Source organism: Mycolicibacterium boenickei, assembly GCF_010731295.1.
Classification (GTDB): Bacteria; Actinomycetota; Actinomycetes; order Mycobacteriales; family Mycobacteriaceae; genus Mycobacterium; species Mycobacterium boenickei.
Map to the genome: position 1 here is coordinate 2,889,648 of NZ_AP022579.1, position 24,366 is coordinate 2,914,013.

Consider the following 24,366-nt stretch of genomic DNA (forward strand, 5'->3'; position numbering starts at 1 on the left):
CATTGAGACATGAACCACACCGAACACGTCGACGTACTCATCATCGGCGCCGGCATCTCCGGCATCGGTGCCGCCTACTACCTGCAGCGCGAACACCCGGGGCGCAGCTACGCGATCCTGGAGGCCCGCGGCGCCGCCGGTGGCACCTGGGACCTGTTCCGCTACCCGGGGATTCGGTCGGACTCGGACCTGCACACCTTCGGCTACGAGTTCAAGCCGTGGCGTGACGAGCATGCCATCGCCACCGCCGACAAGATCCTGGCCTACCTCCACGAGACGATCTCGGAGAACGGCATCGGCCGCCACATCCGGTTCCACCACAAAGTGCTCGGCGCGGCCTGGGATTCTGCGACCGCGAGCTGGACGGTGGACATCGAGCGCACGGACGGCGAGGGCGGGGACGCCGAGCTGATCCAGATCAGCGCCAACTGGCTGTTCTGTGGTGGCGGCTACTACCGCTACGACCAGGGCTACACGCCGCACTTCGACGGGCAGGAGCGCTTCACCGGCCAGATCGTGCACCCCCAGCACTGGCCCGAGGACCTCGATTACACGGGCAAGAAGGTCGTGGTGATCGGCAGTGGCGCCACCGCGGTGACGCTGGTGCCGTCGATGGCGCCGACGGCCGGGCACGTGACCATGCTGCAGCGCTCGCCCACCTACGTGCTTCCGGTCCCGGCCAAGGACGGCTTCGCCAACACCGCAAAGCGACTCTTCGGCGATCGTCGCGGCTACGCGCTGGCCCGGCGCAAGAACATCATCAAGCAGCGCGCCGTCTACACGCTGTGCCAGAAGTACCCGACCGCGGCGCGTCGGCTGATCCGGAAGGTCAACGCCGCCCAGTTGCCCAAGGGCTATCCCGTCGATGAGCACTTCGCACCCCGCTACAACCCCTGGGACCAGCGGCTGTGCGCCGTGCCCGACGGCGACCTGTTCAAGGCGATCAGCAACGGCAGCGCCTCGGTGGTCACCGATCGGATCGCGACGTTCACCGAGCGCGGCATCCTGCTGGAGTCAGGCCGCGAGCTCGATGCCGACATCATCGTCACCGCAACAGGTCTGAATATCCAGCTGTTCGGCGGGATGACGCTGACGGTCGATGGCCAACCGGTGGACCTCTCCGACACCGTGGCCTACAAGGGCATCATGCTCTCGGGTGTGCCGAACTTCGCGTTCGCGTTCGGGTACACCAACTCGTCGTGGACGCTCAAGGTCGGACTGCTCTGCGAGCATTTCTGCCGACTGCTGAAGCACATGGACGACAACGGCTTTGACACCGTGCGACCGGAGTTCGCCGGTGGTCAGACCCGCCCGCTGCTGGACTTCGGCGCGGGGTACGTGCAGCGTTCTCTCGACGAGATTCCCCGGCAGGGTGTCGACGGACCCTGGCAGATGACGATGAACTACACGCTCGACGCCGAGACGCTACGCAACGGTCCGGTTGAGGATTCCGCTCTGCGGTTCGGATCCCGGCGCCGGGCCGATGATTCCGACCCGGCCCCTCAGCTCGTTTTCTGAGTCTGATTCGCAGAGCCGGCACCCGTTGCGTGGCTAAGCTCGCGCCCATGGAGACGTTCTCGCCGGCGCTGCCACCAGAGATCGACGGTGTGCCCTCGGCAGTCGGGGTGGAATTGCCGCAGGGGCCGGTTCCGGGCCGGCCCTACGCACTTCCCGCGGACGTGCTCGCCGAGCAGTACGGACCGCTGTTCTATGCCGACTTCACCGGCAGCCGACGGCTCTATGCGTGCTCGTTGGCGTTGGTCGACGAACTGTGTGACGAGACCCGGTTCGCCAAAGGCGTCACGGACCGTCTGGACCGCTTCCGGGCGCTGGCCGGGAACGGTCTGTTCACCGCCTACCCGGGGGAAGACGGGTGGCAGCAGGCTCATGACGTCCTGATCCCGGGCTTCAGCTTCAGCGGTCTGCGCAGCTATCACCCGGCGATGCTCGACATCAACCGCCAGCTCATCGCCCTGTGGGACCAGGCTGCCGGCCGCCGCCGCGTCGACGTCGCCGGGGACCTGGCCAAGCTCGCCATGGACACCGTCGGACTGGCCGGATTCGGGGCGCGGTTCGACTCGTATCACCAGGACCGGCTCGCCGCGATCCCCGCCAGCTTCGCCGTCGCACTGGACCAGATCATCGCCCCGGGCGGTGGCGACGCGGAGGTGTTCGCAACCGAGCGCGACAAGCTTTTCGCGTTCGTCGACGACCTGATCGCCGGGCATCGCGCCGGTATGGCCGAGGTCGACGATCTGCTTGCCCTGATGTTGCGACCGGCGGCTGACGGAACCCCGCCGCTCGACTACGGTCTCGTTCGCAATCAGATCATGACGTTCATGATTGCCGGGCAGGACACCACGTCGACTCTCATGCCTACCGCGCTTTACAGCATCGTGAAGAACCCGGCGGTGCTGCACCGGGCGCGGTTCGAGGTCGACACGGTGTTCGGACCGGACGACGACCATGTGCCCGCATTCGACGAGATCGGCAAGCTCAGCTATATCCGCCAGATCGTCGACGAGACGCTGCGCCTGTCCCCGCCGGTACGGGAGTTCGACCGGATGGCATTGGCGGACACCGTGATCGGTGGGCAGTACATGGTGCGCCAAGGCGAGGTGGTCACCGTGGCGACCGCAGCGCTGCACCGGCAGCCCGAGTGGGGCGACAACGTCGACATCTTCGATCCGGACCGGTTCGCCGCCGGGCGCACCGCTGACCGGCCGGTCAACCTGTTCAAGCCGTTCGGCACCGGAGCCCGCTCCTGCATCGGCCGTCAGTTCGCGTTGCACGAGGCCACGATGGCGCTGGCCACGCTTGTGCACCGGTACCGCTTCCTGGACGTCGAGCACTACGAGCTGCGCACTCACAGCGACCTGTTGCGCAAACCGATCGGATTCCACCTCGACCTGGTGCGGAGGACACCGCCGGAACGTCAGCACGTCGCCGCCCCAGCACCGGAGGCGGCGCCGGAGGCACGTCCACGCGCCACGGCCGCACCGGGCTCGAAAGTGACTGTGCTGCACGGCTCCAACCTCGGCAACTGCCGGTCGCTGGCGCAGCAACTTGCTGATGAGGCCACCGACCTCGGCTATGAGGCCACGGTGGCTCCGCTCGACACCGCAGCCGGAGCGCTGCCGTCGGAAGGGGCGCTGGTGGTGGTTGCTGCGTCGTACAACGGGCAACCCACCGACGACGCGCGGCGCTTCGTCGAATGGCTGGACGACCCCGGAACTCAAGCGCAACCGGCGATTCCGTACGCCATCCTTGGGGTCGGAGACCGGAACTGGGCCGAGACGTACCAGACCATTCCGAAGCAGATCGATCGGCGTCTTTCGGAACTGGTTGGCCCACCGCTCATTCCGCGCGGCGAGGCAGACACGTCGGGCGATTTCGCCGGAACCGTCGAAGACTTCTCGGCAGCGCTCTGGGATACTCTCGCCCCCACCGACGGCGTCCCGATGCCCGCCGAGGCCTCGGAGGTCGAACCGCTGTACGCATTGCGCGCCGTCGACGGACCGGTGACGTCGGCGATCGACGCACGCTTCGAGGTGCGGCCGGCCACGGTGCTGGACAACGTGGCCCTGGTCGACTCCGCCGACCAGATGGGAAATGCCAAGCGCCTGGTCCGGATAGCGCTGCCCGATGACCTCGAGTACCTCACCGGTGACCACCTCACGGTCCTGCCGGACAACAGCCCCGAACTCGTCGACGAGGTCGCCGAATTGTTGGAACTTCGGCTCGACCGCAGGATCTCGGTCAATCCGCGCCGCAGCACCCGCCGCGCCATCGCGATCGACCGTGAGGTCAGCGTGCGTGAACTGCTCACTCATTTCATCGAACTTCGCAAGCCGGCCAGCCGCAGTCAGCTCCTGCGGTTGGCGGCGGCCAATCCGTGTCCGCCCGAGCGCGCGGCCCTGACCGAACTCGCCGAGCATCCCGAGACCCGCGCCATGTGTGTCACCGAATGTCTGGCTGAGTTCCCGGCCACCGAGCTGTCCCGAGCCGAGCTGCTCGAGCTGTTCGAACCCATGGCGCCTCGGCACTATTCGATCGCCTCCTCGGCCCGCCGGGTGCCGCGTGAGGTCGAGCTGGTGGTCAGCGTGCTCGAGGGCCCGGCTCGGTCCGGCTACGGGGTGTTCCGTGGCGTGTCGTCGAGTTATCTCGCCGATTCCGTACCGGGACAGCAGATCCGGATACGAGTCGACAGTGCGCGCCGAGCATTCCGGTCAGGTGCCGCACCGGCGAAGAATGTCATCCTGGTCGGCGCCGGAACCGGGGTTGCCCCATTCCGGGGATTCATCGGGGACCGGCTGGCAGCGCAGGCCGCGGGCGAACCGTTCACGTCGGCGTTGTGTTTCTTCGGGGTACGCCACCCAGACGTCGACTACCTTTTCCGCGACGAGTTCGAGACGGCCGAACGCGCGGGCGTGGTGCGGATGCGCCCGGCGTTCTCACGGCGCCCCCAAGACGAGGTCCGGTATGTGCAGGACCGCATCGCCGCCGACGCCGATGAGGTTTGGGCGATGTTGGGCGACCCGGCTTTGGACGCCCATGTGTACGTATGTGGCGACGGGGCCCGGATGGCGCCCGCCGTGCGCGGAGCGTTCCGCGACATCCACCGCAGGTACACCGGGACCGACGATGAGGCAGCGGCGCGCTGGCTGGACGACCTGGTCAGTTCAGATCGCTATGTCGAGGATGTGTGGGCCCAATAGCCGTCAGCCGAACTCCAGCAGCCCGACCACCGGGCGGACCGGGGCGAAGAGGGGAAGGTGCTGCGCCTGCAGGAGGGCGTTGAAGATCCTGCCGCGGCCCGACGGCATCGGCAGGTCGCGCACCGTCCGCACCCCGGGGACGGTGTTGGCCAGGTCGGCCAGCTCAGCTGGGGACAGGCTGAACGGCATGGGTGGCACCCGATAGCGCATCGACGTCGGCATCCCCTTCCTGGTCAGGAAGGCGAAGAACGCCGGGGGCAGGTCGAACAACATCTGCCCACCCGGAAAGTGTTGCGCGCAGGCGCGGATCAGCGACATGGCCTCCTCGGGCTGCAGATACATCAGCAGGCCCTCGGCCGTGATGAACACGCCGTCACCGGCGTCGACATGGTCCATCCAGTTGAAGTCCAATGCGGACTGGGCGCACTGGGTGACCCGGTCCGGCTTCGGCAGGAGCTTGTTGCGGAGCTCGATCATCGGCTCCAGATCGACTGACAGCCAGCGGAACTCGTGCCCCAGCCCGGCGGCATCGAGCCGGTAGAAGCTGGTCTGAAGTCCCTCGGCCAGCGCCACCACGGTGGCCTTCGGGTGATCGCGCAGGTACTCGCCCGTCATCCGGTCGAACAGCAGTGACCGCAGGGCCATGTCCTGGCGGCGGGTATAGCCGAACTTGGCGAAGTCGAAATCGATCGAGTCGACCAGTTGCACCGCCACCGGGTCATCGATGAGGCCGTCCGGACGGCGGGCTTCGTGTGCGCGCACCTGCAGGGTCAGCAGTGCGGTCTCCGAAACACCGGTGAGTGCGCTGCCGCTCACCTTGTCTGAGCTACCCGTCATTGGCACGAATGTACCGAAGCCGGGGCGCATGATGGCATGGCGTCGAATACCGATGATCATTCGATCGGGAAGGAGCTGCCGTGCCACGCTTCGCCGCCAACCTCTCCATGATGTACGTCGAACACGCCTTTCCCGACCGGTTCGCCGCCGCGGCGGTCGACGGGTTCACGGCGGTTGAGTACCTGTTCCCGTACGCCTACCCGGCCGAGCGACTTCGCGGGCTGCTCGACGCCAACGGCCTGCGTCAGGTGCTGTTCAATGCGCCGCCCGGTGATTTCGAGTCCGGAGAACGGGGCATCGCCTCGCTACCCGGCCGCGAGGCCGAGTTCCGAGACGGATTCCGGCGGGCGCTGGACTATGCCGGGACCCTGGATTGCCCCCGGGTGCATGTGATGGCCGGCCTCGTCCCGGCCGGCGCCGATCGAGTGGGCCGGTTGACGGTGTACCGGCGCAACCTCACCTGGGCGGCCGAGCAGGCGGCGGGCAGCGGCGTCGACGTGTTGATCGAACCGATCAACCAGCGCGACATGCCCGGCTATCTGCTGAGCCTGCAGGCTGATGCACACCGGATCGTGGACGAGATCGGGGCACCGAATCTGAAGGTGCAACTGGACCTTTACCACTGTCAGATCACCGAGGGTGACGTGACCGTCCGGCTGCGGTCGGACATTCCGACCGGCCGCGTCGGGCATCTGCAGATCGCGGGGGTGCCCGACCGGCACGAACCCGACAGCGGGGAACTGGCGATCGGCTACCTGTTCGGCATCATCGATGACACCGGTTTCGACGGCTGGGTGGGTTGCGAGTACCACCCGGCCGCGGGCACCAGCGCAGGATTGGGCTGGCTGCGGGCAGCGGGCGGATGACGCCTCAGCGCAGCACTTTGTCCAGGGTGCGAAGGTTCCGTGTCGTGGTCGAGGACTTGTAGCGCTTCTTGCCCATGGTCTTGCCGATGGTGCTGTCCAGCGTGGAGGCCCGGGCCACCTGCCAGTAGAGCACCCCGTCGCCGCGCTGCACTTTCTCGCCGTGACCCGGCGACAGCGCCGCCAGCTCGTCGAGCAATTCGGCGTCGCTGACGAACGTGACATAGGAGTGGTGGTCGGGGACCTCCCGCTCGAACGGGTACCCCTGTGAGATCTTCTGCAGTGTGGGCAGGTCGTACACCAGTACCCACGCCTCGTAGCCGAAGGCGTCGCGCAGAGCGCGCTCGGCCGTCGTGCGGACCTTCGCGGCACCGGAAGTGCTGTCCAGCAAGACATTTCCGCTGGCCAGGATGGTCCGGACCTCGGTGAATCCAGCCGCTTCCATGGCCTTCGCCACCTCGGCCATCTTGAGGTTGACGCCTCCGACGTTGACGCCACGCAGGAACGCGATGTACCGGGTCACGGCTCCAGCCTAGAGCTCATTTCACCGGCAACTGGTCCAGTTGCGCCTTCGACGTGGTGGTGATGAGGCGCAGCACCTTCCGGAAGCCGGGGGAGCGTGTCGACACGATCGATGTGTGGTTCTCGCCGGGCAGCAGCTCGAGGCCGGCCCGGCCGCCGAGCTTCTTGAGCGCTGCGACGTACCGCTGGGAATTGGCCGGTGCCACAACGGTGTCGAGAGTTCCGTGGACGGCGATCACCGGCACTCGTGGGTCGAGGTTCTGGATCGGGTCCACCGAGGTGTAGCGCTTCGGCACCTCTGAGGGGCTGCCGCCGAGCACCTCCGCGATGTGCTTGTCGCCCCGGTTGGCGGCGTAGACCATGTCGAGCGGACCGGCCAGCGAGATGACCCTGGTCGGCCGGAAGATCGGCCGGGATCCGACCTCGTCACCGTTCAGGTCGTGCCGGGTGCTGGCCCACACGGCCAGTTGCGCTCCCGCACTGTGGCCGACCACGAGCGCATCGTCGATGGCGAGCTGCGGGTACTGCAGGTTCACCTGGGCGACGTAGTCCATGGCACGAGCCACGTCGGTGAAGGTGGTCGGCCACCCTCCGCCGGATCCGACCCGCCGGTACTCGATGTTGTAGACGGCCATGCCGCGGCTGGTGAGTTCGCGGGCCAATCCGTCGAACACTCCGGCGCCCATCGTGCTCCGCCAACCGCCGCCGTGGATGAGCACGACGAGCGGGATCGAATTGAATGCGTGCGTGCCGCCGGGGAGGTACAGGTCGGCCCAGTTCTGGTCGGGGTACTTGCCGCTGGTGCGCGCGTCGGACAGATAGTGGAACCGCGTGACGGTGAACTTGGGCTGCGTCAGTACCTCGGGCACCACCTCGATCCGAGCGGTCCTCATCTCCGTGGGGGTTGCCGGCGCGCAGGCAGTGAGCCCCGCGACGAGCATCGCGGCGCACACCGTCAGCAGGCGTCGGTTGAGCAGTGCCATGTCGTTGTCGTACCGGCCGGTCAGAAGTCCAGCACCGTCATGGACGGGCGGATGCGGTGGATCAGGCCGATCCGGTCCAGCCACGGTTCGGCGGCCAACTTGAACAGGCCGCGTCCCGGCTGCATCGCCACGTCGCGGGCCGACCGCACCCCGGGTATGGCGCCCGGTCCGGTCCCCGCCATGGCCAGACCTTCGTCGGCGGTCAGCGCGAACGGCATCGGCGGCGCGATGTAGCGGTTGGACAGGTGCCAGCCCTTGATGGTGCGCCGGCTTGCCCAATGCGGAATCGAGTCGAACATCATCCGGCCTCCGGGGAACCGTGCCGCACAGTCGGCGATCAGGCTGCGCACATCGTCGGGCTCAAGGTACATCAGCAGGCCCTCGGCGGTGATGAACACGCCGTCGCTCGAATCGACCCGGTCCATCCAACTGCGGTCGAGCGCGGACTGGGCCAGCGCGACGATGCGGTCATCGGAGGGCAGAAGGCGTTCCCGGATCGCCATCACGGGCGGTAGATCGACCGAATACCAGGTCAATTCGTCGGCCACACCGGCCTGATCGAGCCGCCAGAAACTGGTCTGCAAACCTTCGGCGAGCGCCACCACCGAGGCCTTCGGATGTGTGGAGAGGTAGTCGCGGGTCTCGAGGTCGAAGGCGCGGGCCCGCAGCGCGTGGGCCTGCACCGGCCTGCCGAACTTGTGGTAGTCGAAGTCGATCGAGTCGAGTAGTGCCACGGCCCACGGGTCGCGGATCACGCCGTCGGAACGTTTGGCCTCTCTGCCTCGATTGCTCAGGATCCACAGGGAGGTCTCCGAGACGCCGTCGAGGGTGTTGCCGTCAATCACGCTCATCGAACCGATGGTAAAGACGTACGCTCGTCACATGGGGCGCCAGGTTTTCGACGACAAGCTTTTGGCCTTGATCGGCGGCAACTCGATGGGGGTACTTGCGACGATCAAGCAGGACGGTCGTCCGCAGCTGTCCAACGTGTCCTACTACTTCGATCCGCGTGTGGTGCAGATCCAGGTGTCGATCACCGAACCTCGGGCCAAGACCCGCAATCTGCGGCGGGATCCTCGCGCGTCCATTCATGTCAGCTCCGACGACGGCTGGTCCTATGCGGTTGCCGAGGGCGATGCGATCCTCACCCCGCCGGCCGCGGCCCCCGACGACGAAACGGTCGAGGGGCTTATTGCGTTGTACCGCAACATCGCCGGTGAACACCCGGATTGGGACGATTACCGGCGCGCCATGGTCGATGACCGCCGCGTGTTGCTGACGTTGCCGATCACGCACGTGTACGGAATGCCGCCGGGCCGGCGGTAAACCGCATGACGTTCGCCGTGCCGGCGCGCTACGCTGCGGCGTATGGCTGACGACAAACCGGAAGACGACAACAAGCGCAAATTCCGGGAGGCCCTGGAGCGCAAGAAGGCGCAGTCGTCGGGAGGCGCGGCGCACAAGGACGGTGGCCGCAATCAACCCCGGGCCCACGGTCCGGTCGAGAACCGGCGCGAATTCCGGCGCAAGAGCGGTTAGACCCAGATCGATCAACGCCGAGTGTGCGTACAGATCGCATTTTCGTGAGAATTCGCGATCTGTACGCACACTCGATGCTTTCTGTGCCGTGTCGAGGGCTCAGTCGCGGGCCAGCGCCCGGGCTGCGACGAGTGCGGCCAGCATGACCGCCACGCAGTACACACCCTGATCCTTCAGACCCCAGGCCACCGAGGTCAGGGTGGCCGCACCCGCCACGCAGAGCAGCAGACCCACCGCCGCACTGCGGATTCCGGTGCTGGTCACGGCACCGCCATCCCACAGCGGCAGCGGATTGTTCTCCAGCGGGCGCAGCACTGTGAACGCGATCGCGACCAGCCCGGCCATCAAGGCCAATTGCAGCACCGACAGGGCGACGAACCCGGGTGACGACGGGTCGTAGCGGTCGGCGCCCAGGTAGTCGAACACCAGGTGCAGGCCCAGCAGCAGCGGCATGTGCCACAGGTACAGCGTCATCGCCCCGGAGTTGCCGATCGCGGTCAGCCACCACACCCGCGGCCGCTGCGCCCACCGGTTGACGGCGGGGGCGGCGGCAATCGCGAACGCGCACATCATGATTGCGTGGCCGGCCAGCAGCAGTGACGGCGGTGTCATGTTCTTCAGGTGCTGGGTCTCGATGCCGACCAGGCTCAGCTCGTACGGGCCGAAGTAGAGCAGGGCCAGGTTCACGCCGAGCATCCCCAGCCCGACCTTGAGCGCGGCGCTGCTGGACAGCAGGCTGCGGCGGTAGGCCACACCGAACACACCGGGGATCAACCACACCACGGTGTTGAGGTAGCCCAGCGAGGCGTAGCCGGCTTGGTCTACGGTAATCCGGACAAAGTCGATCACGGCGATGAACGCGTACGTGCCGATGATCGCGCCGGCCATCTGCGCGGTCGTGGTGATGCGGGCCAGCAGCGGCACCGCCGCCAGCACCAGGACGTAGGCGCCGAGGAACCACAGCAGCTGGATGGAGATCCCGGCGACGGGCTCATAGACATGTTCGGGCAGAACGAACCGCAACACCGCCAGCGCCGCGGTCCAGAAGGTCAGGTAGTAGAACACCGGCCGGTACAGCCGGGTGCAGCGCTTGAGCAGCCAGCCGCCCCAGGATGAGCCGGGCCGCCAGGACTGCACGGACGCCGCGACCCCGGCGAAGAAGAACAGCGGCATGATCTGGAACACCCAGGTCAGCGCCTGGAAGACGGTGGATTCCGTGAGCAGGTTGCTCCAGATGAACACGTCGTCGCGGATGGTGCTGGTGGCCATGACGGTGTGGCCGAACACCACACCGATCAGCGAGACGATCCGGATGACGTCGATGGCCCGGTCCCGGTCGGCCGGGGTCTGGGCTTCCACCTCGGCGGGAGACGGGAACAGCCCGGCTTTCGCGGGGACTGTCGGGGAAGCTGTGTCAGCAGCAACGGTCATGGCTAGAACGCTATGGCCCCGCGGCTGCGTAGTCCCTAGGTAGAAGCACTCAACTTCTCCCGGGCCTCGGCGACCAGGATGGCGGCGAGGCAGCCCGCGGCGAGTACCGCGACTCCGATCGCGAACGTCACTCCTGCGGTCCGTAGGCCCAGCGCTTGAGCGGCCAGGCCCTCGCCGATCACCGGCAGCGAGATTGCGACATAGGCGACGACGAAATACGTGGAGCTGACCTCGGCCCGACGCTGAGCCGGAGCACGATCGACGACTGCGGCCAGGCCTCGGCTGAAACTCATGCCCTGGCCGATGCCGGATACCACCGCCGCCGCGATCAGGCCGGGCAGCGAGGAAAAATACAGGGCCGCAGTCAGAATCATCATGCCCGCGATCAGCAGCCCGCACCCGACCGCGACTGCCCGCTCGGCGACCATCCGGTTCGCGACGACCTGGGTCAATGCCGAGGCTGCGAAGATCGAGCACGCGATCGCGCCGGCCACCGCATGGTTGCCGATGCCGATCACCGTCGACAGGAACGACGGCGCGACAGCGGTGAACAGCCCCGTCACCGCGAACCCGGCGAAGGCCGCCAGGGCAGCGATGACGAAAACCGTCCGCACCTCGGCGGGTACCGACAGGCGCTGCAGTCCGATCCGGCCGGTATGCGCCGAGGTCTCCGGAACGATCAGCACCGCGATCCCGGCCAACACCGCCAGCCCGATATGTACGAGGAACGGCAGGTATAGCGGCTCGGGCGCCCATTGCACCAGCAGACCCGCCAGCAGCGGCCCGGCGCCGAGGCCGCCGATGTTGGCGACGGTGGCGACCGCCGCGGCACGGGTACGCCACGCAGGCGGGGCGGCCTCGATGACCGCCGCGGTGGCGGTTCCGGTGAACAGCCCCGCCGACAGGCCGGACAGCAGCCGCCCGATCAGCAGCACCGGCACGGAGTCGGCGACCAGGAACACTGCCGCGCTGGCCAGGGCCGCTGCCACGCCGGCGAACAGCATGGGCCGCCGGCCGACGGCGTCCGACCAGCGGCCGAACACGAGCAGCGCGAACAGCACGCCGCCGGCGTATGTGGCGTAGATGACCGTCGTGGTGAGCACAGCGAAATGCATGCGGTCGGCGTAGAGCGCGTACATCGGGGTGGGCAGCGTGGTGCCCACCATGATCGCGGCGAACGCGTACGCGAGGAGCGGAAAGGCGAAACGCCCCCGGGAGTTGGGCATGTGCCATTGAAACGTCCCGGGGGCGCTCGAGCTTCCCTGCCCTAGTGCGCGACCGCCTTCTCGGCGCCCACCCCGGTCAGCGACCGGACTTCCATCTCGGCGTTGAGCTCGGCGTCCCCGGTGTCGGGTGAGGTGAGCGTGCCGATGATGCCGAGCGCGAATGCCAGCGGGATGGACACGATGCCCGGGTTGGCCAGCGGGAAGAAATCGAAGTCCGCCCCGGGGATCATTGCGGTCTTGCTGCCCGACACGGCAGGGGAGAACACGATCAGCACGATGGTCGAGATCAGACCGCCGTACATGCTCCACAGTGCGCCGCGGGTGTTGAACCGCTTCCAGTACAGCGAGTACAGGATCGTCGGCAGGTTGGCCGCGGCTGCCACGGCGAACGCCAGGGCCACCAGGAACGCCACGTTCTGACCGTTGGCCAGGATGCCCAACCCGATCGCGAACACCCCGAGCACAACTGCGGTGATCCGCGATACCCGCACCTGCTCGTCCTCGGTCACCTTGTGCGACTTGAGCACTGAGGCATAGATGTCGTGGGCAAACGAGGCCGACGCCGTGATGGTCAGGCCGGCCACGACCGCGAGGATCGTCGCGAACGCCACCGCCGAGATGACCCCGAGCAGGATCACCCCGCCGAGTTCGAACGCCAGCAGCGGGGCCGCGGAGTTCACCCCTCCGGCCGCGCCGAGGATCCGGTCGGGCCCCACCAGTGCGGCCGCGCCGTAACCGAGCACCAGGGTGAACAGGTAGAAGGCGCCGATCAGCGCGATCGCCCAGACCACCGAGCGCCGAGCCTCTTTCGCGGTGGGCACGGTGTAGAAGCGCATCAGCACGTGCGGCAGGCCCGCGGTGCCGAGCACCAGCGCCAGCGCCAGCGAGATGAAGTTGATCTGTGAGGTGAGTGATCCGCCGTACTGTGCGCCCGGGGCCAGCACGTCGCGGCTGGACACACCCTTGGTGGTGGCCTCGGAGATCGCCGATTGTGCGGAGCCCAGGATCTCGGAGAAGTTCAGCCCGAACTTGCTCAGCACCATCACGGTCATCAGGGCGGCGCCGGCGATCAGCAGCACGGCCTTGATGATCTGCACCCACGTGGTGCCCTTCATGCCGCCGACCAGTACGTAGACGATCATCAGGATGCCGACGACGGCGATCACGATCGACTGTCCGGCCCGGCTGTTGACGTCGAGCAGGAGCGCGACCAGGCCGCCGGCCCCGGCCATCTGGGCCAGTAGGTAGAACAGCGACACGGTCAGTGTCGAGATGGCCGCGGCCAACCGGACCGGACGCTGCTTGAGCCGGAAGCTCAGCACGTCGGCCATGGTGAATTTGCCGGTGTTGCGGAGTAATTCGGCCACCAGCAGCAGGGCCACCAGCCAGGCGACCAGGAAGCCGATGGAGTAGAGGAACCCGTCGTAGCCGTAGACGGCGATGGCACCGGCGATGCCGAGGAAGCTGGCCGCCGACAGGTAGTCACCGGCGATGGCGATGCCGTTCTGCGGGCCGGAGAAGCCGCGGCCACCGGTGAAGAACTCGTCGGCGGTGGCGTTGCGCTTGCTCGCCTTGATCACCACGACCATCGTGACGACGACGAACAAGCTGAAGATGCCGATGTTGGCCGCGGGGTTGCCGACGGTTTCGGCGGCAAGTGTCGTGATGGTCATCGGGTGCCTTCCAGCTCTTCGCGGATGGCGGTGGCGCGCGGGTCGAGCTCCTTGTTGGCGAAGCGCACGTACAACCCGGTGATCAGGAACGTGGTCAGGAACTGGCCCAGCCCGATCAGTAGACCGACGTTGATGTTGCCGAACACCCGGATGGCCATGAAGTCATGGGCGAACGCGCCGAGGGCGACGTAGAGCGCATACCAGAGCAGGAAGAACGCGGTCATGGGAAAGACGAAGCGGCGCAACCTGGTACGCAGCTCCTGGAATTCGGGGCTGGCCTGCATGGCGAGGAACTGCTCCCCGGTGGGGGCAACCCTCTCGGGAAGGTCTATTTCGGGCACCGAGGGCTCCTGACAGTTGGCTGGGTGTCGGTTGGGAACTGAACCTAATTGAGAGGTGGGTCACACAGGAGTGGTATCGCTGTTGATACGCCGAATCCGGCCATCGCTGCGCCGAGCGGTCGGTCGGCGGGGCTGAGCGGCAGGAGGCTCAGCCCGCGGGCACCCGCTCGACGCCCAGGCCCAGGCGCTCGGGCACATGCATGCGCGCGAAGATCTGCGCGACGCCGGGGGTTGGCTTGGTGAACAGGCTGATGACGATCATCGTGAGGAAGGCGATCGGCACGCTGACCGCCGCCGGGTAGCCCACCATCACCGCGGGCCAACCACCGAGCACCGCGTCGTCGACGCCGCCGGTGATCGCCACCAGCACCGCGCCGCCGCACACGCAGCCGCCGACCACGAGCCCACACGCCGCGCCGACCACCGTCAGACCGCGCCACCAGATCCCGAGCACCAGCAACGGACACAGCGTGGACGCGGCGACCGCGAAGGCCAATCCGACGCTGCGGGACAGCTCCAGCCCGGACACCAACAGCGACAACGGAATCGGGATCAGCCCGCCGGCCACCGCGGCGATCCGGAAATCGCGCACCCGGCCGCGCAGCACATCGGTGGCCAGCGCGCCGGCGATGCTGATCAGCAACCCCGACGAGGTGGCCAGGAACGCCGCGATGGCCCCGGCGGCCACCAGGGCGGCCAGCAGCTGGCCGCCGATTCCGCCGACCGCCGCGCCCGGTGCCAAAAGCACTGCGGCGTCGGCGGTTCCGGTGATCAGCAGTTGTGGGACATACAACCGGGAGAACACCCCGAGCAGGATCGGGAAGAAGTAGAACACCGACAGCAGCGCCACCACTGCGAGCGCGGTGCGCCGGGCGGCCCGCCCGTCCGGATTGGTGTAGAACCGGACCAGCACGTGCGGCAGACCCATGGTGCCCAGGAATGTCGCGACGATGATGGACAGCACCTGATAGAGCGGATGTCCGCCGCCCAGTCCGCCGCCCGAGGCGATCCACTCGCTGCCGGTGCCCGGGGTGCCCGCCACCACCGGTGTGGCCGCACCCGCTGCCAGCGTCAGCGTGGTGCCCGTGCCGAGGGTGTGCTGCCCGGGTGCGGCGATCCGCGCGGATTCCACGTGGTGTCCGTCGAGATCGCCGGACACGGTGATGCCTGCGGGTTCGATCACCTGGACCACGACGGGGGTGTCGATCTGCACGGTGGTCTGCTGCTGCACCGTCGGTGGTAGCGGACCGCCCAATTCGCCGCGGTCGCTGATGAACAACCCCAGCAGCGCCAACGCCGGAACCGCGATGGCGGTGAGCTTGAGCCAGTACTGGAACGCCTGGACGAACGTGATCGACCGCATGCCACCGGCGACCACGTTGGTGATGACGATCGCGGCGACCAGCACCGGACCCACCCAGACAGGAACGCCCAGAAGCGTTTTCAGGGCCAGACCGGCACCCTGGTACTGCGGGGCCAGATAGAACAGGCAGATCACCACGACGACGAGCATGGCGACCTTGCGCAGCCGGGCCGAGCCGAGCCGGAACTCGGCGAAGTCGGGGACGGTGTAGGCCCCGGAGCGGCGCAGGGGTGCGGCCACGAACAGCAACACGCCCAGGTAGCCCGCGGTGAAGCCGACGGGGTACCACAGCGCGTCGGCGCCGTATTTCGCGATCAGTCCGGCCACCCCGAGAAATGATGCAGCCGAGAGGTATTCACCGGAGATCGCGGCGGCATTCCACTGTGGTCCGACGCTGCGGGAGGCCACCAGGAAGTCGGAGGTGGTGCGCGACAACCGGACGCCGTAAGCGCCGATGGCGATGGTGGCCACCACGGCGGCCAGCAGGGCGGCAGCGGTCAGCGGGGCGCCGGTCATGGTTCGCTGTCGACGACCCGGACGAAGTCCCGTTCGCCTTGTTCGGCCAGCCGCACATACAGCCGCCCCACGCCGTACAGCAGCGGGTAGAGCAGCCCGGCCAGGATCAGCCAGTTGAGCCGGATCCCGAACACCGTGAGCGCGGCCAGATCTGGCACGGCGGAGTTGAGCACCACCAGCGCCACCACCACCGAGACGACGACCAGCGCCAGCCGCAACGCGAGACCGAGCTGGGTCCGCACCAGACCGCGCACGAGCGCGTCGCCCACCTGCGTCTGCTCCTGGACCTCGATGCGGGTGCGCACCATGCGGGTGCCGCGGCGGTGGGCGAGGACGACGCGTTCACGCTGTGGAGCGGGCCGGTCACTCATCGCTGCCCGCCGGTTTGAGAGAGCGCATCGGATCGCGGACCAGCCGGTCGCGCAGTTCCCGGGCCTGGCGTCGGCTCACCGGGAGTTCCACGGCGGGCGAGGTTCCGTTGGCCCGCAGCCGCACCAGCACCGCACCGTCGGACGTGCGTAGGCCGGTCACCTGTCGCAGCGACACCAGGTAGGACCGGTGGATCCGTTGAAATCCGTGGTCGCGCCAGCGGGTTTCCAAGGTGCTCAACGGGATTCGTACCAGGTGCGCCCCAGTGGACGAGTGCAGCCGGGCATAGTCACCCTCGGCTTCCACCCAGCCGATGCTGTCACGCGGCACCAGGTGGGTGATCCCGCCCAGTTCGGCGGGGACCACGTTCCAGTCCTGGTCCTCGGGCTGGGCCGGACCGGACGGTTCGGGTGCGGACCGGGGTGCCGCCGAGGCGACCCGGCGCACGGCCTCGTCCAGGCGGTTCTGCCGGATCGGTTTGAGCAGATAGTCGACGGCGCCGACATCGAAGGCGGCCACCGCCTTGTCCTCGTGGGCGGTCACGAACACGACCGCCGGCGGGTTCGCGTAATTGGCCAGTACCCCGGCCAATTCGATGCCGGAGAGCCCGGGCATGTTGATGTCGAGGAACACCGCGTCGATGGTGTGCTGGTTGAGTTCGCGGAGCGCCGTGGTGGCGTCGGAGGCGGTGTGCACCTCGCCGATGTCGGGGTGTCGACCCAGCAGGTAGGCCAGCTCGTCGAGGGCGGGTGCCTCGTCGTCCACGGCGAGCACGGTCAGGTTGGTGCTCATGTGAACGCACCTCCGTCGGCTCGGACCCCTGAGCGGAACTTCGGCACGCGCATCACCACTTTCGTGCCCGCGCCGACCGCTGTCTCGACCACAAGACCGTAGTCGTTGCCGAATGCCGCGCGCAGCCGATGATCGACATTGGTCAGCCCGACATGGGCGGATTCGCCGGTGCGGTCGGCCAGCGCGTCACCGGGCCCCGCGCGCAGGGTGTCCGGATCCATGCCGGTGCCGTCGTCCTCGACGGTGATCACGCATTCGGTGCCTGCGTCGCGCGCGACGATCTCCACCGATCCGCCGCCGTTACCGGCCAGCCCGTGCCGCACCGCGTTCTCGACCAGCGGTTGCAGCGCGAGAAACGGCACCACGACGTTGAGCACCTCGGGGGCCACCTGCAGCCGCACCTTCAGGTTGGTGCCGAAGCGGGCCCGCTCCAAGGTGAGATAGCGGTCGATGTTGCGCAGCTCGTCGGCCAGTGTCGTGTACTGCCCGGCCGCGCGGAACGAGTACCGGGTGAAGTCGGCGAATTCGAGGATCAGGTCACGGGCCCGGTCGGGGTCGGTGCGCACGAACGACGCAATCGTGTTGAGCGCGTTGTAGATGAAGTGCGGGCTGATCTGGGCGCGCAAGGCCAGCACCTCGGCCCGGTCCAGCCGGGCGCGCGACGCGTCGAGCTCGGCCAGCTCGAGCTGGCTGGCCGCGTAACGGGCCACTTCGCCGACCGCGCCGAGCATGCCGGGGCCGGGGCTGGCCGGGGCCAGTACGACGAGGGCGCCGAGCACCTCACCGCCTTCGGTCAGCAGAGGCTGGGCCAGCACCGCCGTCGAGCGTGCGGTGCGTAAGACGCGGCGCCCGGCGGTGATCGATTCCCGCGCGGTGTCGACGCAGACGTCGACGGTGTCGGGCTGCCAGATCGCGTCGTCATCGTCGTCGTGCGCCAGCAGGGCGGCATCCTCGTCGTACAGGGCCAGCCCCGCGGTGCCCGTCAACTCCCGCAGGTACGGCGCGGCGGTCTGGGCAGATTCGGTATCCAGGCCCTGGCGCAGTGCGCGGGCCGCCTGAGCCGCCGTGTGCAGTGCGGCGTGCACGGCACGCTCGGTGGGGGTGGCCACCACTTTTCGGGTGCGCACGACGACGACGGCGGCGATCGCCGCCAGGATCAGCGCCAGGGCCAGCGCGACTGCAACCTCGCCGGACATCGTGGGCCAACCTTAAATGGCTGCGCGGTGAAACCGCAGCTAGCTCAGCTATTGCACGGGGCAGGCGTACTTGCGGGCCACGTCGTAGACCCGATCCTGGGATCCGGGGCCGATCACGCCCTGGGCGGCCAGTTCCAGTCCGATGTATCCCGGGATGCCGCCGATGCACGCCTGGTGAGCAACGCGCCACGCGGTATCCGGGTTGAGATGGAATCCGTTGCGGTCCAGGCCCTGCATGTAGTTGTCGAAGTCCGGCGTGCCCTGGTCGGGGATGGCGTTGGCCGTGGCGGCCAAGGCGATCGCGGTAACCACCGCTGCAAAAAGTGGTGCAACGACGCGTCTCATGTCCATCTCCTGTTGGCACATCACCGGTTATCGCGTACACATTCGCACACTCCACCGACACAGACGTCAAAAACGTGTCTGGTTCTAGACTGGCGACGTGGGAAAACTGCAGCTAGTCCAAGACCCGGAGGCCGACGCCCTGCTGGAGTCCAACCCGTTCGCGCTTTTGGTGGGCATGTTGTTGGACCAGCAGATCCCGATGGAGACGGCGTTCGCCGGCCCCAAGAAGATCGCCGACCGCCTCGGTGACGTCGATGCCAGGGAGATCGCCGACTACAACCCGGACGAGTTCATCGCGGTGGTGTCGCAAACCCCTGCGATTCACCGGTTTCCGGGCTCGATGGGCAAGCGGGTACAGGACCTGGCGCGGGCCATCGTCGACGAGTACGACGGCGACGTGACGGCACTGTGGACCGGCGGCGATCCCGACGGCAAAGAGGTGTTGCGCCGGCTGAAGCGGCTGCCCGGTTTCGGCGACCAGAAAGCCCGGATCTTCTTGGCGCTGTTGGGCAAGCAGTACGGCGTGACACCTTCGGGCTGGCGTGAGGCGGCGGGAGATTACGGCGCAGCGGGGAGCTTCATGTCGGTGGCCGACGTGGTGGATCCCGGCTCGTTGCAGAAGGTGCGGACCTACAAGAAGCAGATGAAGGCCGCGGCCAAAGAAGCCAAGGCCAAGGCCTGACTGACCTCGAGCCTGCTCACGGATCACCGACTCTGCGGTGAGATCGAATTTCGGCGCGAAATCGCGATCTGTGCGCAGTGTCGACGGGGTGACGCAGTGTCGGGTGACGAGCTAGAACGGCGGCCCGTCGAAGCGCTCGCGACTGGCGATCTCTCCAACCGGCATGCGCTTGAGTTTCGTGAACTGGCGTACGGGCTTACCGAGCGGCACGACCGCTGCGACCGCGAACGGGTCAGGTATGCCGAGCAATGCCTTGACCTTGGGCTCTTCCGCAACGGCCATCGTGGTCAGCACGCCGCCGTACCCTTCGTTGCGCGCTGCCAGCAGGATGTTCCACACGAACGGATACACCGAGGCTCCGGAAACCACGCCGATGCGGTCGAGATCCTGGTCGATGGCCGCGACGACGCCAAGGTCGACGCAGACCACGAGAACCACGGCGGCGTCGAGGAGCAGAGCGGCCCGCGGAACCTGTACGGCGGCCACGTCGTCGGCCGATACCCGCATGGGATGCACCGGGTTCCACGGGCTCTCACCGTTTTTCTGTTGGGCGATGTAGCGGCGTGCGCCGGTGACACTGAGGTCGGCAAGGGACTCACGGGTGTCACGATCACGGATCACCACGACGCGCGTGCCCTGGCGGTTACCGCCGCTGGGCGCGAACCGGGCGTTGTCGAGGATCCGTTCCAGCACTTCGTCGGGTAGGGATTCGTCGGTGAATTCGCGGGTCGCCCCGGTTGTGCGCATGACGTCGTACAAGTCCATGCCTAGATCCTTTTGTAGGAAGACGACCTATGCAATGGTGAACATATGGCGAAGACACATCTGAACTGCCCGTGTGGAGAAGCGATCAGCGGGACCGATGAGGACGACCTTGTCGAGAAGGCTCAGGCACATCTGGCCCAGCAGCACCCCGGGCGTGAGTACGACCGCGAAATGATCCTTTTCATGGCCTACTGAGGCCCACACCTGAACAGCCCCTGACAAAATTCCCGGTCGCCGGCCATGAGGCAAGCGACCGGGAATTTCGTATCCCCATTCATATGTGTGGTCAGGGCACCACCGTGGATCCGATGGTGGGCATGAACTGGCACTGCATCTCGGTTGTCGTGACCTGTCCGAAGATCGTCGTCATGATGCTGCCGGAGCCGGTGTCGGCGATAGCGGTCAGCGTGGTCGGGCCTTCGGGGTTGAGGTCCGGGCGCGGCTGCAGCGTCACGCTGCCGGACTTGCCCGTCGTCAGGTTCACCCAGGTGGCGTTGAGCGGAAGCTTCTGCTCGGCGGCCGGGCCGGGGGTGCCGATCGCGGTGAACACGTAAGCGGTCTGGCCTGGCTTCGGGCCGGGCAGCGGGATCGTGGCCGGGCCCGCCACGGAAATCGCGGTCGCCAGAACATTTCCGCCGTCCTTGAGGCAGCCGTTGCCGATCGACGGATACATGAAGTCCTGCTTCGTCGGCGTGTTGGGTCCGAAGCCGGGCGCTCCCGCCGGAGCGGCTTCCGGCCCGGGCGCCGGGGCGGGTGCCGGGGCGGCTTCAGGCGCAGGTGCCGGGGCCGGGATCGTGGCCGCGGCCGGAACAGCTCCGGGGGTCGGTGCGGGCGCAGCCTCCGGAGCCGGAGCCGGAGCCGGTGCCGGGGCAGCAGCAGCCGGTGCGGGAGCCGGAGCGGGCAGTGCCTCCGGGGCCGGCCCGGCCGCATGGGCCGGGTCGACACCCATCGGGAGGTGAGCGTCGCCGCCGGCACCCAGAGCGGGGACATGCTCGGGTGCGGCGACGGGCTGGGCCGCGAATTGGTTGACCGCCGTCGCGACGTTGCGGGATTCCGCCGTTTCCGACTTGTTGGCGGCGAAGGCCTGTGCAGCTGCCATCAACAGCTGCACTGCGCCACCCGGGTCGGCCGCGGCCTGCTGGATGATCGGGCTCAGGTTCTCCATCGCCGGCAGGCCGGGCGCCTGCAGGTTGTCGATCGGCAGCGGTGCCGGGTCGGCATTGGCGACGGCGCTGCCGAACAGCAACAGGGTGGTGGACCCGATCGCGGCGGCGGTGCCGAACATCATTTTCAGGGACTTACGCGGTGACATGGCTTTTCCCAATCGTTTCGGGCGGTCAGACCAGTTCGTGGATCAGGGCAGGCCGGCGGTGAGCAGCGGCGCCAGTGCTGCGACCCCCGGGTTCGTGATGCCGGGAGTCGCGGCCGCGGCTGCGGGAGCCGCCACTGCCGGAGCCGCTGCGGCGGCCGGGGCCAACGGAGCAGCCGCAGCGGTGGCGGGCAGTGCCGTTTGAGCCGCGACCGGAGCCAGCGAGGCCAGGTCGCCGGGGATGTTCACCTTCTGGGGCAACGGGATCGGCATCCCGGGCACCTGCGGGATCGTCACCTCGGCCGAGGGGATCAGCGATGCGGGGCCGGTGGCCGGGGCGGTCGGAGCCACGGCGGCCGGGGCGGCAGCAGGGGCGGCGGGCAATCCCGGCACCAGTGATCCCAGCGGTGCGTTGGCGGCAGCCGGTGAGGCGGCGGTAGGCACCTGCGGCAGTGTCACCGATGCGGTGGCCCCGGGGGCAGGCGCCGGTGCGGCGGCGGGGGTGCCGCTCAACGCCGAGCTCACACCCTGCAGCAGTTGCGGCGCGGCGGCAGGCACGCCGGCGAGCTGGTTGACGATCGGCAGGTTCGGCGCGCCGGGGATGGCCGGGGCCGGGGGCACCGGCTCGGCGTTCGCTGCGGCGCTGAGGACCAACGCGACCGGGACTGCGCCTGCAGCCGCGATCATGCTGGTGGAAATGGCTTTCCAGGTGAAGATCATGGTTCTCCCAATCGGTTGCTTGAACGACTGAGCACGAAACTATCCAGTTACTGGTGTTACTCAAGGGACACGTGTGGCGGTTATTCAACCGTGACTGCAGCGGTCGATTTCGTTATCGAGCAGTGTTCGGGGCGTGATGCGCCGGCCGCTGTCGAGACCCTGGCGCGGGACAAGCCACCGGCGGACGCGGCAGGCGGACGACGCCGACGGGCGGGTCGCTAAAGTCGTGTCCGTTAACACCGAACCGGCCACCCAGCTCTCAGCAACCGCGCGGCTCTACCGTCTGGCGCCTGTGTTGCTGGTCCTCAGCATTGCGGCGCGCCTGGCCTGGACATATCTCGTCCCCAACGGCGCCAACTTCGTCGACCTGCACGTCTATGTCGGCGGTGCCGCAACGCTCGACGGTCACGCCGGTGCGCTGTACGACTACGTCTACGCGGACCAGACGCCGGATTTCCCACTGCCTTTCACCTATCCGCCGTTCGCCGCGGTGGTGTTCTACCCACTGCACCTGCTGCCGTTCGGATTGGTGGCGTTCTGCTGGCAGATCGGCATCATCGCGGCGTTGTACGGCGTGGTGCGGATCAGCCAACTGTTGCTCGGCGGGCGTGCTCCCCGGCGCGTCGCGATGTTGTGGACCGCCGTCGGCATCTGGACCGAACCGCTGCGCAGCACGTTCGACTACGGCCAGGTCAATGTCGTCCTGGTGTTGGCCGTGCTCTATGCCGTCTACAGCAATCGCTGGTGGCTGTCGGGGTTGTTGGTGGGCCTGGCCGCCGGGGTGAAACTCACGCCCGCGGTGTCGGGGCTGTACTTCGTCGGCGCGCGCCGCTGGGGCACCGCGGTGTTCTCGGCTGTGGTGTTCTTCGGGACGGTCGCGTTCTCGGTGTTGGTGATCGGGGACGAGGCGCGCCGGTACTTCACCGAATTGCTGGGCGATGCGGACCGGATCGGGCCGATCGGCACGTCGTTCAACCAATCGTGGCGCGGCGGGATCTCGCGCATCCTCGGCCATGACGCCGGCTACGGCCCGGCCGTGCTGCTCGGTATCGCCGTCACCGCGGTCCTCGCCGTGCTGGCGTGGCGGGCCATCGGCGGCAGTGCCGACCGGCTCGGCGCCATCCTGATCGTGAGCCTGTTCGGCTTGCTGTTGTCACCGATTTCGTGGACGCACCACTGGGTCTGGCTGATCCCGCTGATGATCTGGTTGCTGCACGGGCCACTGGCCGACAGGTTGGGTGCGCGGATCCTGGGGTGGGGTTGGCTGGCGCTGACGCTGGTCGGGGTGCCGTGGCTACTCAGCTTCGCCCAGCCGACGATCTGGGTGATCGGCAGGCCCTGGTATCTGGCCTGGGCCGGGCTGGTCTACATCGTCGCGACGCTGGCGACGCTCGCCTGGATCGCGACTACCCGGACTGGTCGGACAGAATCCGGTTGATCTCCTTGGCCATCTGAATGTCCTTTTCGGTGATCCCGCCGGCGGAATGCGTCACCAGAGCGAAAGTGACTGTGCGCCATCGGATGTCGATATCGGGGTGATGGTCTTTTTCCTCGGCGAACTCGGCCACGCGGCGTACCGCGTCGATACCGTCGAGGAACGTCGGGAATTTGGTGGATCTGCGCAGGGCGCCCGCCGCGCGTTCCCAGCCCGGCAGATCGGGCAGTGCGGCGTCGACCTGATCGTTCGATAACACGGCCATACCCGACGGTATACCGTCGGGCGCGATGGATGCGCAGATCGTGGTGGCCGGTGCCCTGTTCTCGGCGGCCGGGCTGTTGGTGGCACAACGGCAGCGGCCTCCCGAGCTGGCCGGTCTGTGGGAGCTGCCCGGCGGAAAGGTGGCCGACGGCGAGAGTGACGCCGACGCGCTGGCCCGCGAGCTACGGGAGGAACTGGGCGTCGAGGTGACCGTCGGTGACCGTCTCGGAGTGGATGTCGCGCTGAGGGCCGGCATGACACTGCGCGCCTACCGGGCCACCCTCACATCGGGCAGTCCGCAGCCACACGATCACCGGGCGCTGCGCTGGGTCACGGTCGACGAGCTCGATGCGCTGCCGTGGGTGCCGGCCGATCGGGCCTGGCTCCCGGACCTGGCCGAAGCACTTTCTCCGCCGAGCAATCGCGAAAGTACCTGAAAAGGCGCGATTTCGAGTATTTGCGCGACTGCTCGCGCAA

The 24,366-nt window shown here is 67.7% G+C and carries 26 protein-coding genes; 9 read left to right on the plus strand and 17 right to left on the minus strand.

Annotated elements, in window-relative coordinates:
- Positions 1-9 precede the first annotated feature (9 nt).
- Positions 10-1,518: a flavin-containing monooxygenase gene (locus G6N57_RS13790; protein WP_077742987.1), complete on the plus strand. Its 1,509-nt coding sequence runs from the start codon at positions 10-12 to the stop codon at positions 1,516-1,518.
- A 47-nt stretch (positions 1,519-1,565) separates the two neighbouring features.
- The gene (locus G6N57_RS13795) at positions 1,566-4,718 is read left to right on the plus strand and encodes a bifunctional cytochrome P450/NADPH--P450 reductase (RefSeq protein WP_077742988.1); all 3,153 of its coding nucleotides are present in this window, start codon (positions 1,566-1,568) and stop codon (positions 4,716-4,718) included.
- 3 nt (positions 4,719-4,721) lie between these two features.
- On the opposite strand, the gene G6N57_RS13800 is transcribed toward G6N57_RS13795, so the two are convergent.
- Complete coding sequence (locus G6N57_RS13800) at positions 4,722-5,555, minus strand: class I SAM-dependent methyltransferase (RefSeq protein WP_077743261.1); 834 nt, start codon at positions 5,553-5,555, stop codon at positions 4,722-4,724.
- 80 nt (positions 5,556-5,635) lie between these two features.
- On the opposite strand from G6N57_RS13800, the gene otnI reads away from it, so the two are divergent.
- Complete coding sequence (otnI, locus tag G6N57_RS13805) at positions 5,636-6,421, plus strand: 2-oxo-tetronate isomerase (RefSeq protein ID WP_077742989.1); 786 nt, start codon at positions 5,636-5,638, stop codon at positions 6,419-6,421.
- Between the two features lie 4 nt (positions 6,422-6,425).
- On the opposite strand, the gene G6N57_RS13810 is transcribed toward otnI, so the two are convergent.
- From G6N57_RS13810 to G6N57_RS13820, 3 genes are read right to left on the minus strand one after another with little or no spacing between them, the layout of a single operon-like run.
- Entirely contained in the window at positions 6,426-6,941 is a 516-nt protein-coding gene (locus G6N57_RS13810; RefSeq protein WP_077742990.1) for a DUF1697 domain-containing protein, read from the minus strand.
- Positions 6,942-6,957: 16 nt separating this feature from the next.
- Positions 6,958-7,923, minus strand: a complete 966-nt coding sequence (locus G6N57_RS13815) for an alpha/beta hydrolase family protein (RefSeq protein WP_077742991.1) — start codon at positions 7,921-7,923, stop codon at positions 6,958-6,960.
- A gap of 20 nt (positions 7,924-7,943) precedes the next feature.
- A complete protein-coding gene (locus G6N57_RS13820; protein WP_077742992.1) occupies positions 7,944-8,774 on the minus strand; it encodes a class I SAM-dependent methyltransferase in 831 nt (276 codons plus the stop codon).
- A 31-nt stretch (positions 8,775-8,805) separates the two neighbouring features.
- On the opposite strand from G6N57_RS13820, the gene G6N57_RS13825 reads away from it, so the two are divergent.
- Positions 8,806-9,249: a PPOX class F420-dependent oxidoreductase gene (locus G6N57_RS13825; protein ID WP_077742993.1), complete on the plus strand. Its 444-nt coding sequence runs from the start codon at positions 8,806-8,808 to the stop codon at positions 9,247-9,249.
- Positions 9,250-9,291: 42 nt separating this feature from the next.
- A complete protein-coding gene (locus G6N57_RS13830) occupies positions 9,292-9,462 on the plus strand; it encodes a DUF5302 domain-containing protein (protein WP_019345398.1) in 171 nt (56 codons plus the stop codon).
- A gap of 99 nt (positions 9,463-9,561) precedes the next feature.
- Here the strand turns inward: G6N57_RS13830 and G6N57_RS13835 are convergent, their stop codons facing one another.
- The 9 genes from G6N57_RS13835 to G6N57_RS13875 form a co-directional block, all read right to left on the minus strand.
- Positions 9,562-10,893 carry an acyltransferase family protein gene (locus G6N57_RS13835; RefSeq protein ID WP_077742994.1) on the minus strand — a complete coding sequence of 444 codons (1,332 nt, stop codon included), beginning with the start codon at positions 10,891-10,893 and terminating at the stop codon, positions 9,562-9,564.
- A gap of 35 nt (positions 10,894-10,928) precedes the next feature.
- Positions 10,929-12,119 carry an MFS transporter gene (locus tag G6N57_RS13840; protein WP_077742995.1) on the minus strand — a complete coding sequence of 397 codons (1,191 nt, stop codon included), beginning with the start codon at positions 12,117-12,119 and terminating at the stop codon, positions 10,929-10,931.
- Between the two features lie 41 nt (positions 12,120-12,160).
- Positions 12,161-13,792, minus strand: a complete 1,632-nt coding sequence (locus G6N57_RS13845) for a monocarboxylic acid transporter (RefSeq protein WP_077742996.1) — start codon at positions 13,790-13,792, stop codon at positions 12,161-12,163.
- Positions 13,789-14,133 carry a DUF485 domain-containing protein gene (locus tag G6N57_RS13850; protein ID WP_036448142.1) on the minus strand — a complete coding sequence of 115 codons (345 nt, stop codon included), beginning with the start codon at positions 14,131-14,133 and terminating at the stop codon, positions 13,789-13,791. The genes G6N57_RS13845 and G6N57_RS13850 overlap by 4 nt, the downstream gene beginning before the upstream one ends.
- 148 nt (positions 14,134-14,281) lie before the next feature.
- Positions 14,282-16,012 carry a sodium/solute symporter gene (locus tag G6N57_RS13855; protein ID WP_077742997.1) on the minus strand — a complete coding sequence of 577 codons (1,731 nt, stop codon included), beginning with the start codon at positions 16,010-16,012 and terminating at the stop codon, positions 14,282-14,284.
- The gene (locus G6N57_RS13860; RefSeq protein WP_077742998.1) at positions 16,009-16,383 is read right to left on the minus strand and encodes a hypothetical protein; all 375 of its coding nucleotides are present in this window, start codon (positions 16,381-16,383) and stop codon (positions 16,009-16,011) included. Before G6N57_RS13860 ends, G6N57_RS13855 begins: the two co-directional genes overlap by 4 nt.
- Positions 16,376-17,173 carry a LytR/AlgR family response regulator transcription factor gene (locus tag G6N57_RS13865; protein WP_077742999.1) on the minus strand — a complete coding sequence of 266 codons (798 nt, stop codon included), beginning with the start codon at positions 17,171-17,173 and terminating at the stop codon, positions 16,376-16,378. The genes G6N57_RS13860 and G6N57_RS13865 overlap by 8 nt, the downstream gene beginning before the upstream one ends.
- Positions 17,170-18,369 carry a sensor histidine kinase gene (locus G6N57_RS13870; RefSeq protein WP_077743000.1) on the minus strand — a complete coding sequence of 400 codons (1,200 nt, stop codon included), beginning with the start codon at positions 18,367-18,369 and terminating at the stop codon, positions 17,170-17,172. Before G6N57_RS13870 ends, G6N57_RS13865 begins: the two co-directional genes overlap by 4 nt.
- A gap of 48 nt (positions 18,370-18,417) precedes the next feature.
- Positions 18,418-18,720: a DUF732 domain-containing protein gene (locus G6N57_RS13875; RefSeq protein ID WP_077743262.1), complete on the minus strand. Its 303-nt coding sequence runs from the start codon at positions 18,718-18,720 to the stop codon at positions 18,418-18,420.
- Between the two features lie 91 nt (positions 18,721-18,811).
- Between G6N57_RS13875 and G6N57_RS13880 the strand changes: the two genes are divergently transcribed.
- Positions 18,812-19,396, plus strand: coding sequence for an HhH-GPD-type base excision DNA repair protein (locus tag G6N57_RS13880; protein ID WP_077743001.1), 585 nt, complete (start codon positions 18,812-18,814; stop codon positions 19,394-19,396).
- Positions 19,397-19,507: 111 nt separating this feature from the next.
- On the opposite strand, the gene G6N57_RS13885 is transcribed toward G6N57_RS13880, so the two are convergent.
- Positions 19,508-20,161 carry a nitroreductase family protein gene (locus tag G6N57_RS13885; protein ID WP_077743002.1) on the minus strand — a complete coding sequence of 218 codons (654 nt, stop codon included), beginning with the start codon at positions 20,159-20,161 and terminating at the stop codon, positions 19,508-19,510.
- Positions 20,162-20,206: 45 nt separating this feature from the next.
- Between G6N57_RS13885 and G6N57_RS13890 the strand changes: the two genes are divergently transcribed.
- Positions 20,207-20,356, plus strand: coding sequence for a DUF1059 domain-containing protein (locus G6N57_RS13890; RefSeq protein WP_003882209.1), 150 nt, complete (start codon positions 20,207-20,209; stop codon positions 20,354-20,356).
- A gap of 91 nt (positions 20,357-20,447) precedes the next feature.
- On the opposite strand, the gene G6N57_RS13895 is transcribed toward G6N57_RS13890, so the two are convergent.
- Both G6N57_RS13895 and G6N57_RS13900 read right to left on the minus strand, forming a co-directional pair.
- A complete protein-coding gene (locus tag G6N57_RS13895) occupies positions 20,448-21,473 on the minus strand; it encodes an Rv1157c family protein (RefSeq protein WP_163646634.1) in 1,026 nt (341 codons plus the stop codon).
- Between the two features lie 42 nt (positions 21,474-21,515).
- Positions 21,516-22,190 carry a hypothetical protein gene (locus G6N57_RS13900; protein ID WP_163646636.1) on the minus strand — a complete coding sequence of 225 codons (675 nt, stop codon included), beginning with the start codon at positions 22,188-22,190 and terminating at the stop codon, positions 21,516-21,518.
- Between the two features lie 136 nt (positions 22,191-22,326).
- Between G6N57_RS13900 and G6N57_RS13905 the strand changes: the two genes are divergently transcribed.
- On the plus strand, positions 22,327-23,628 hold the full coding sequence (locus tag G6N57_RS13905; protein ID WP_174814561.1) for a mannosyltransferase: 1,302 nt from the start codon (positions 22,327-22,329) through the stop codon (positions 23,626-23,628).
- Here the strand turns inward: G6N57_RS13905 and G6N57_RS13910 are convergent.
- Positions 23,597-23,890 carry a 4a-hydroxytetrahydrobiopterin dehydratase gene (locus G6N57_RS13910; protein ID WP_065463336.1) on the minus strand — a complete coding sequence of 98 codons (294 nt, stop codon included), beginning with the start codon at positions 23,888-23,890 and terminating at the stop codon, positions 23,597-23,599. The genes G6N57_RS13905 and G6N57_RS13910 overlap by 32 nt on opposite strands.
- Positions 23,891-23,915: 25 nt before the next feature.
- Here G6N57_RS13910 and G6N57_RS13915 point away from each other — a divergent pair, with 25 nt between their 5' ends.
- Positions 23,916-24,326, plus strand: a complete 411-nt coding sequence (locus tag G6N57_RS13915; protein WP_077743004.1) for a (deoxy)nucleoside triphosphate pyrophosphohydrolase — start codon at positions 23,916-23,918, stop codon at positions 24,324-24,326.
- The last annotated feature ends 40 nt before the right edge of the window (positions 24,327-24,366 follow it).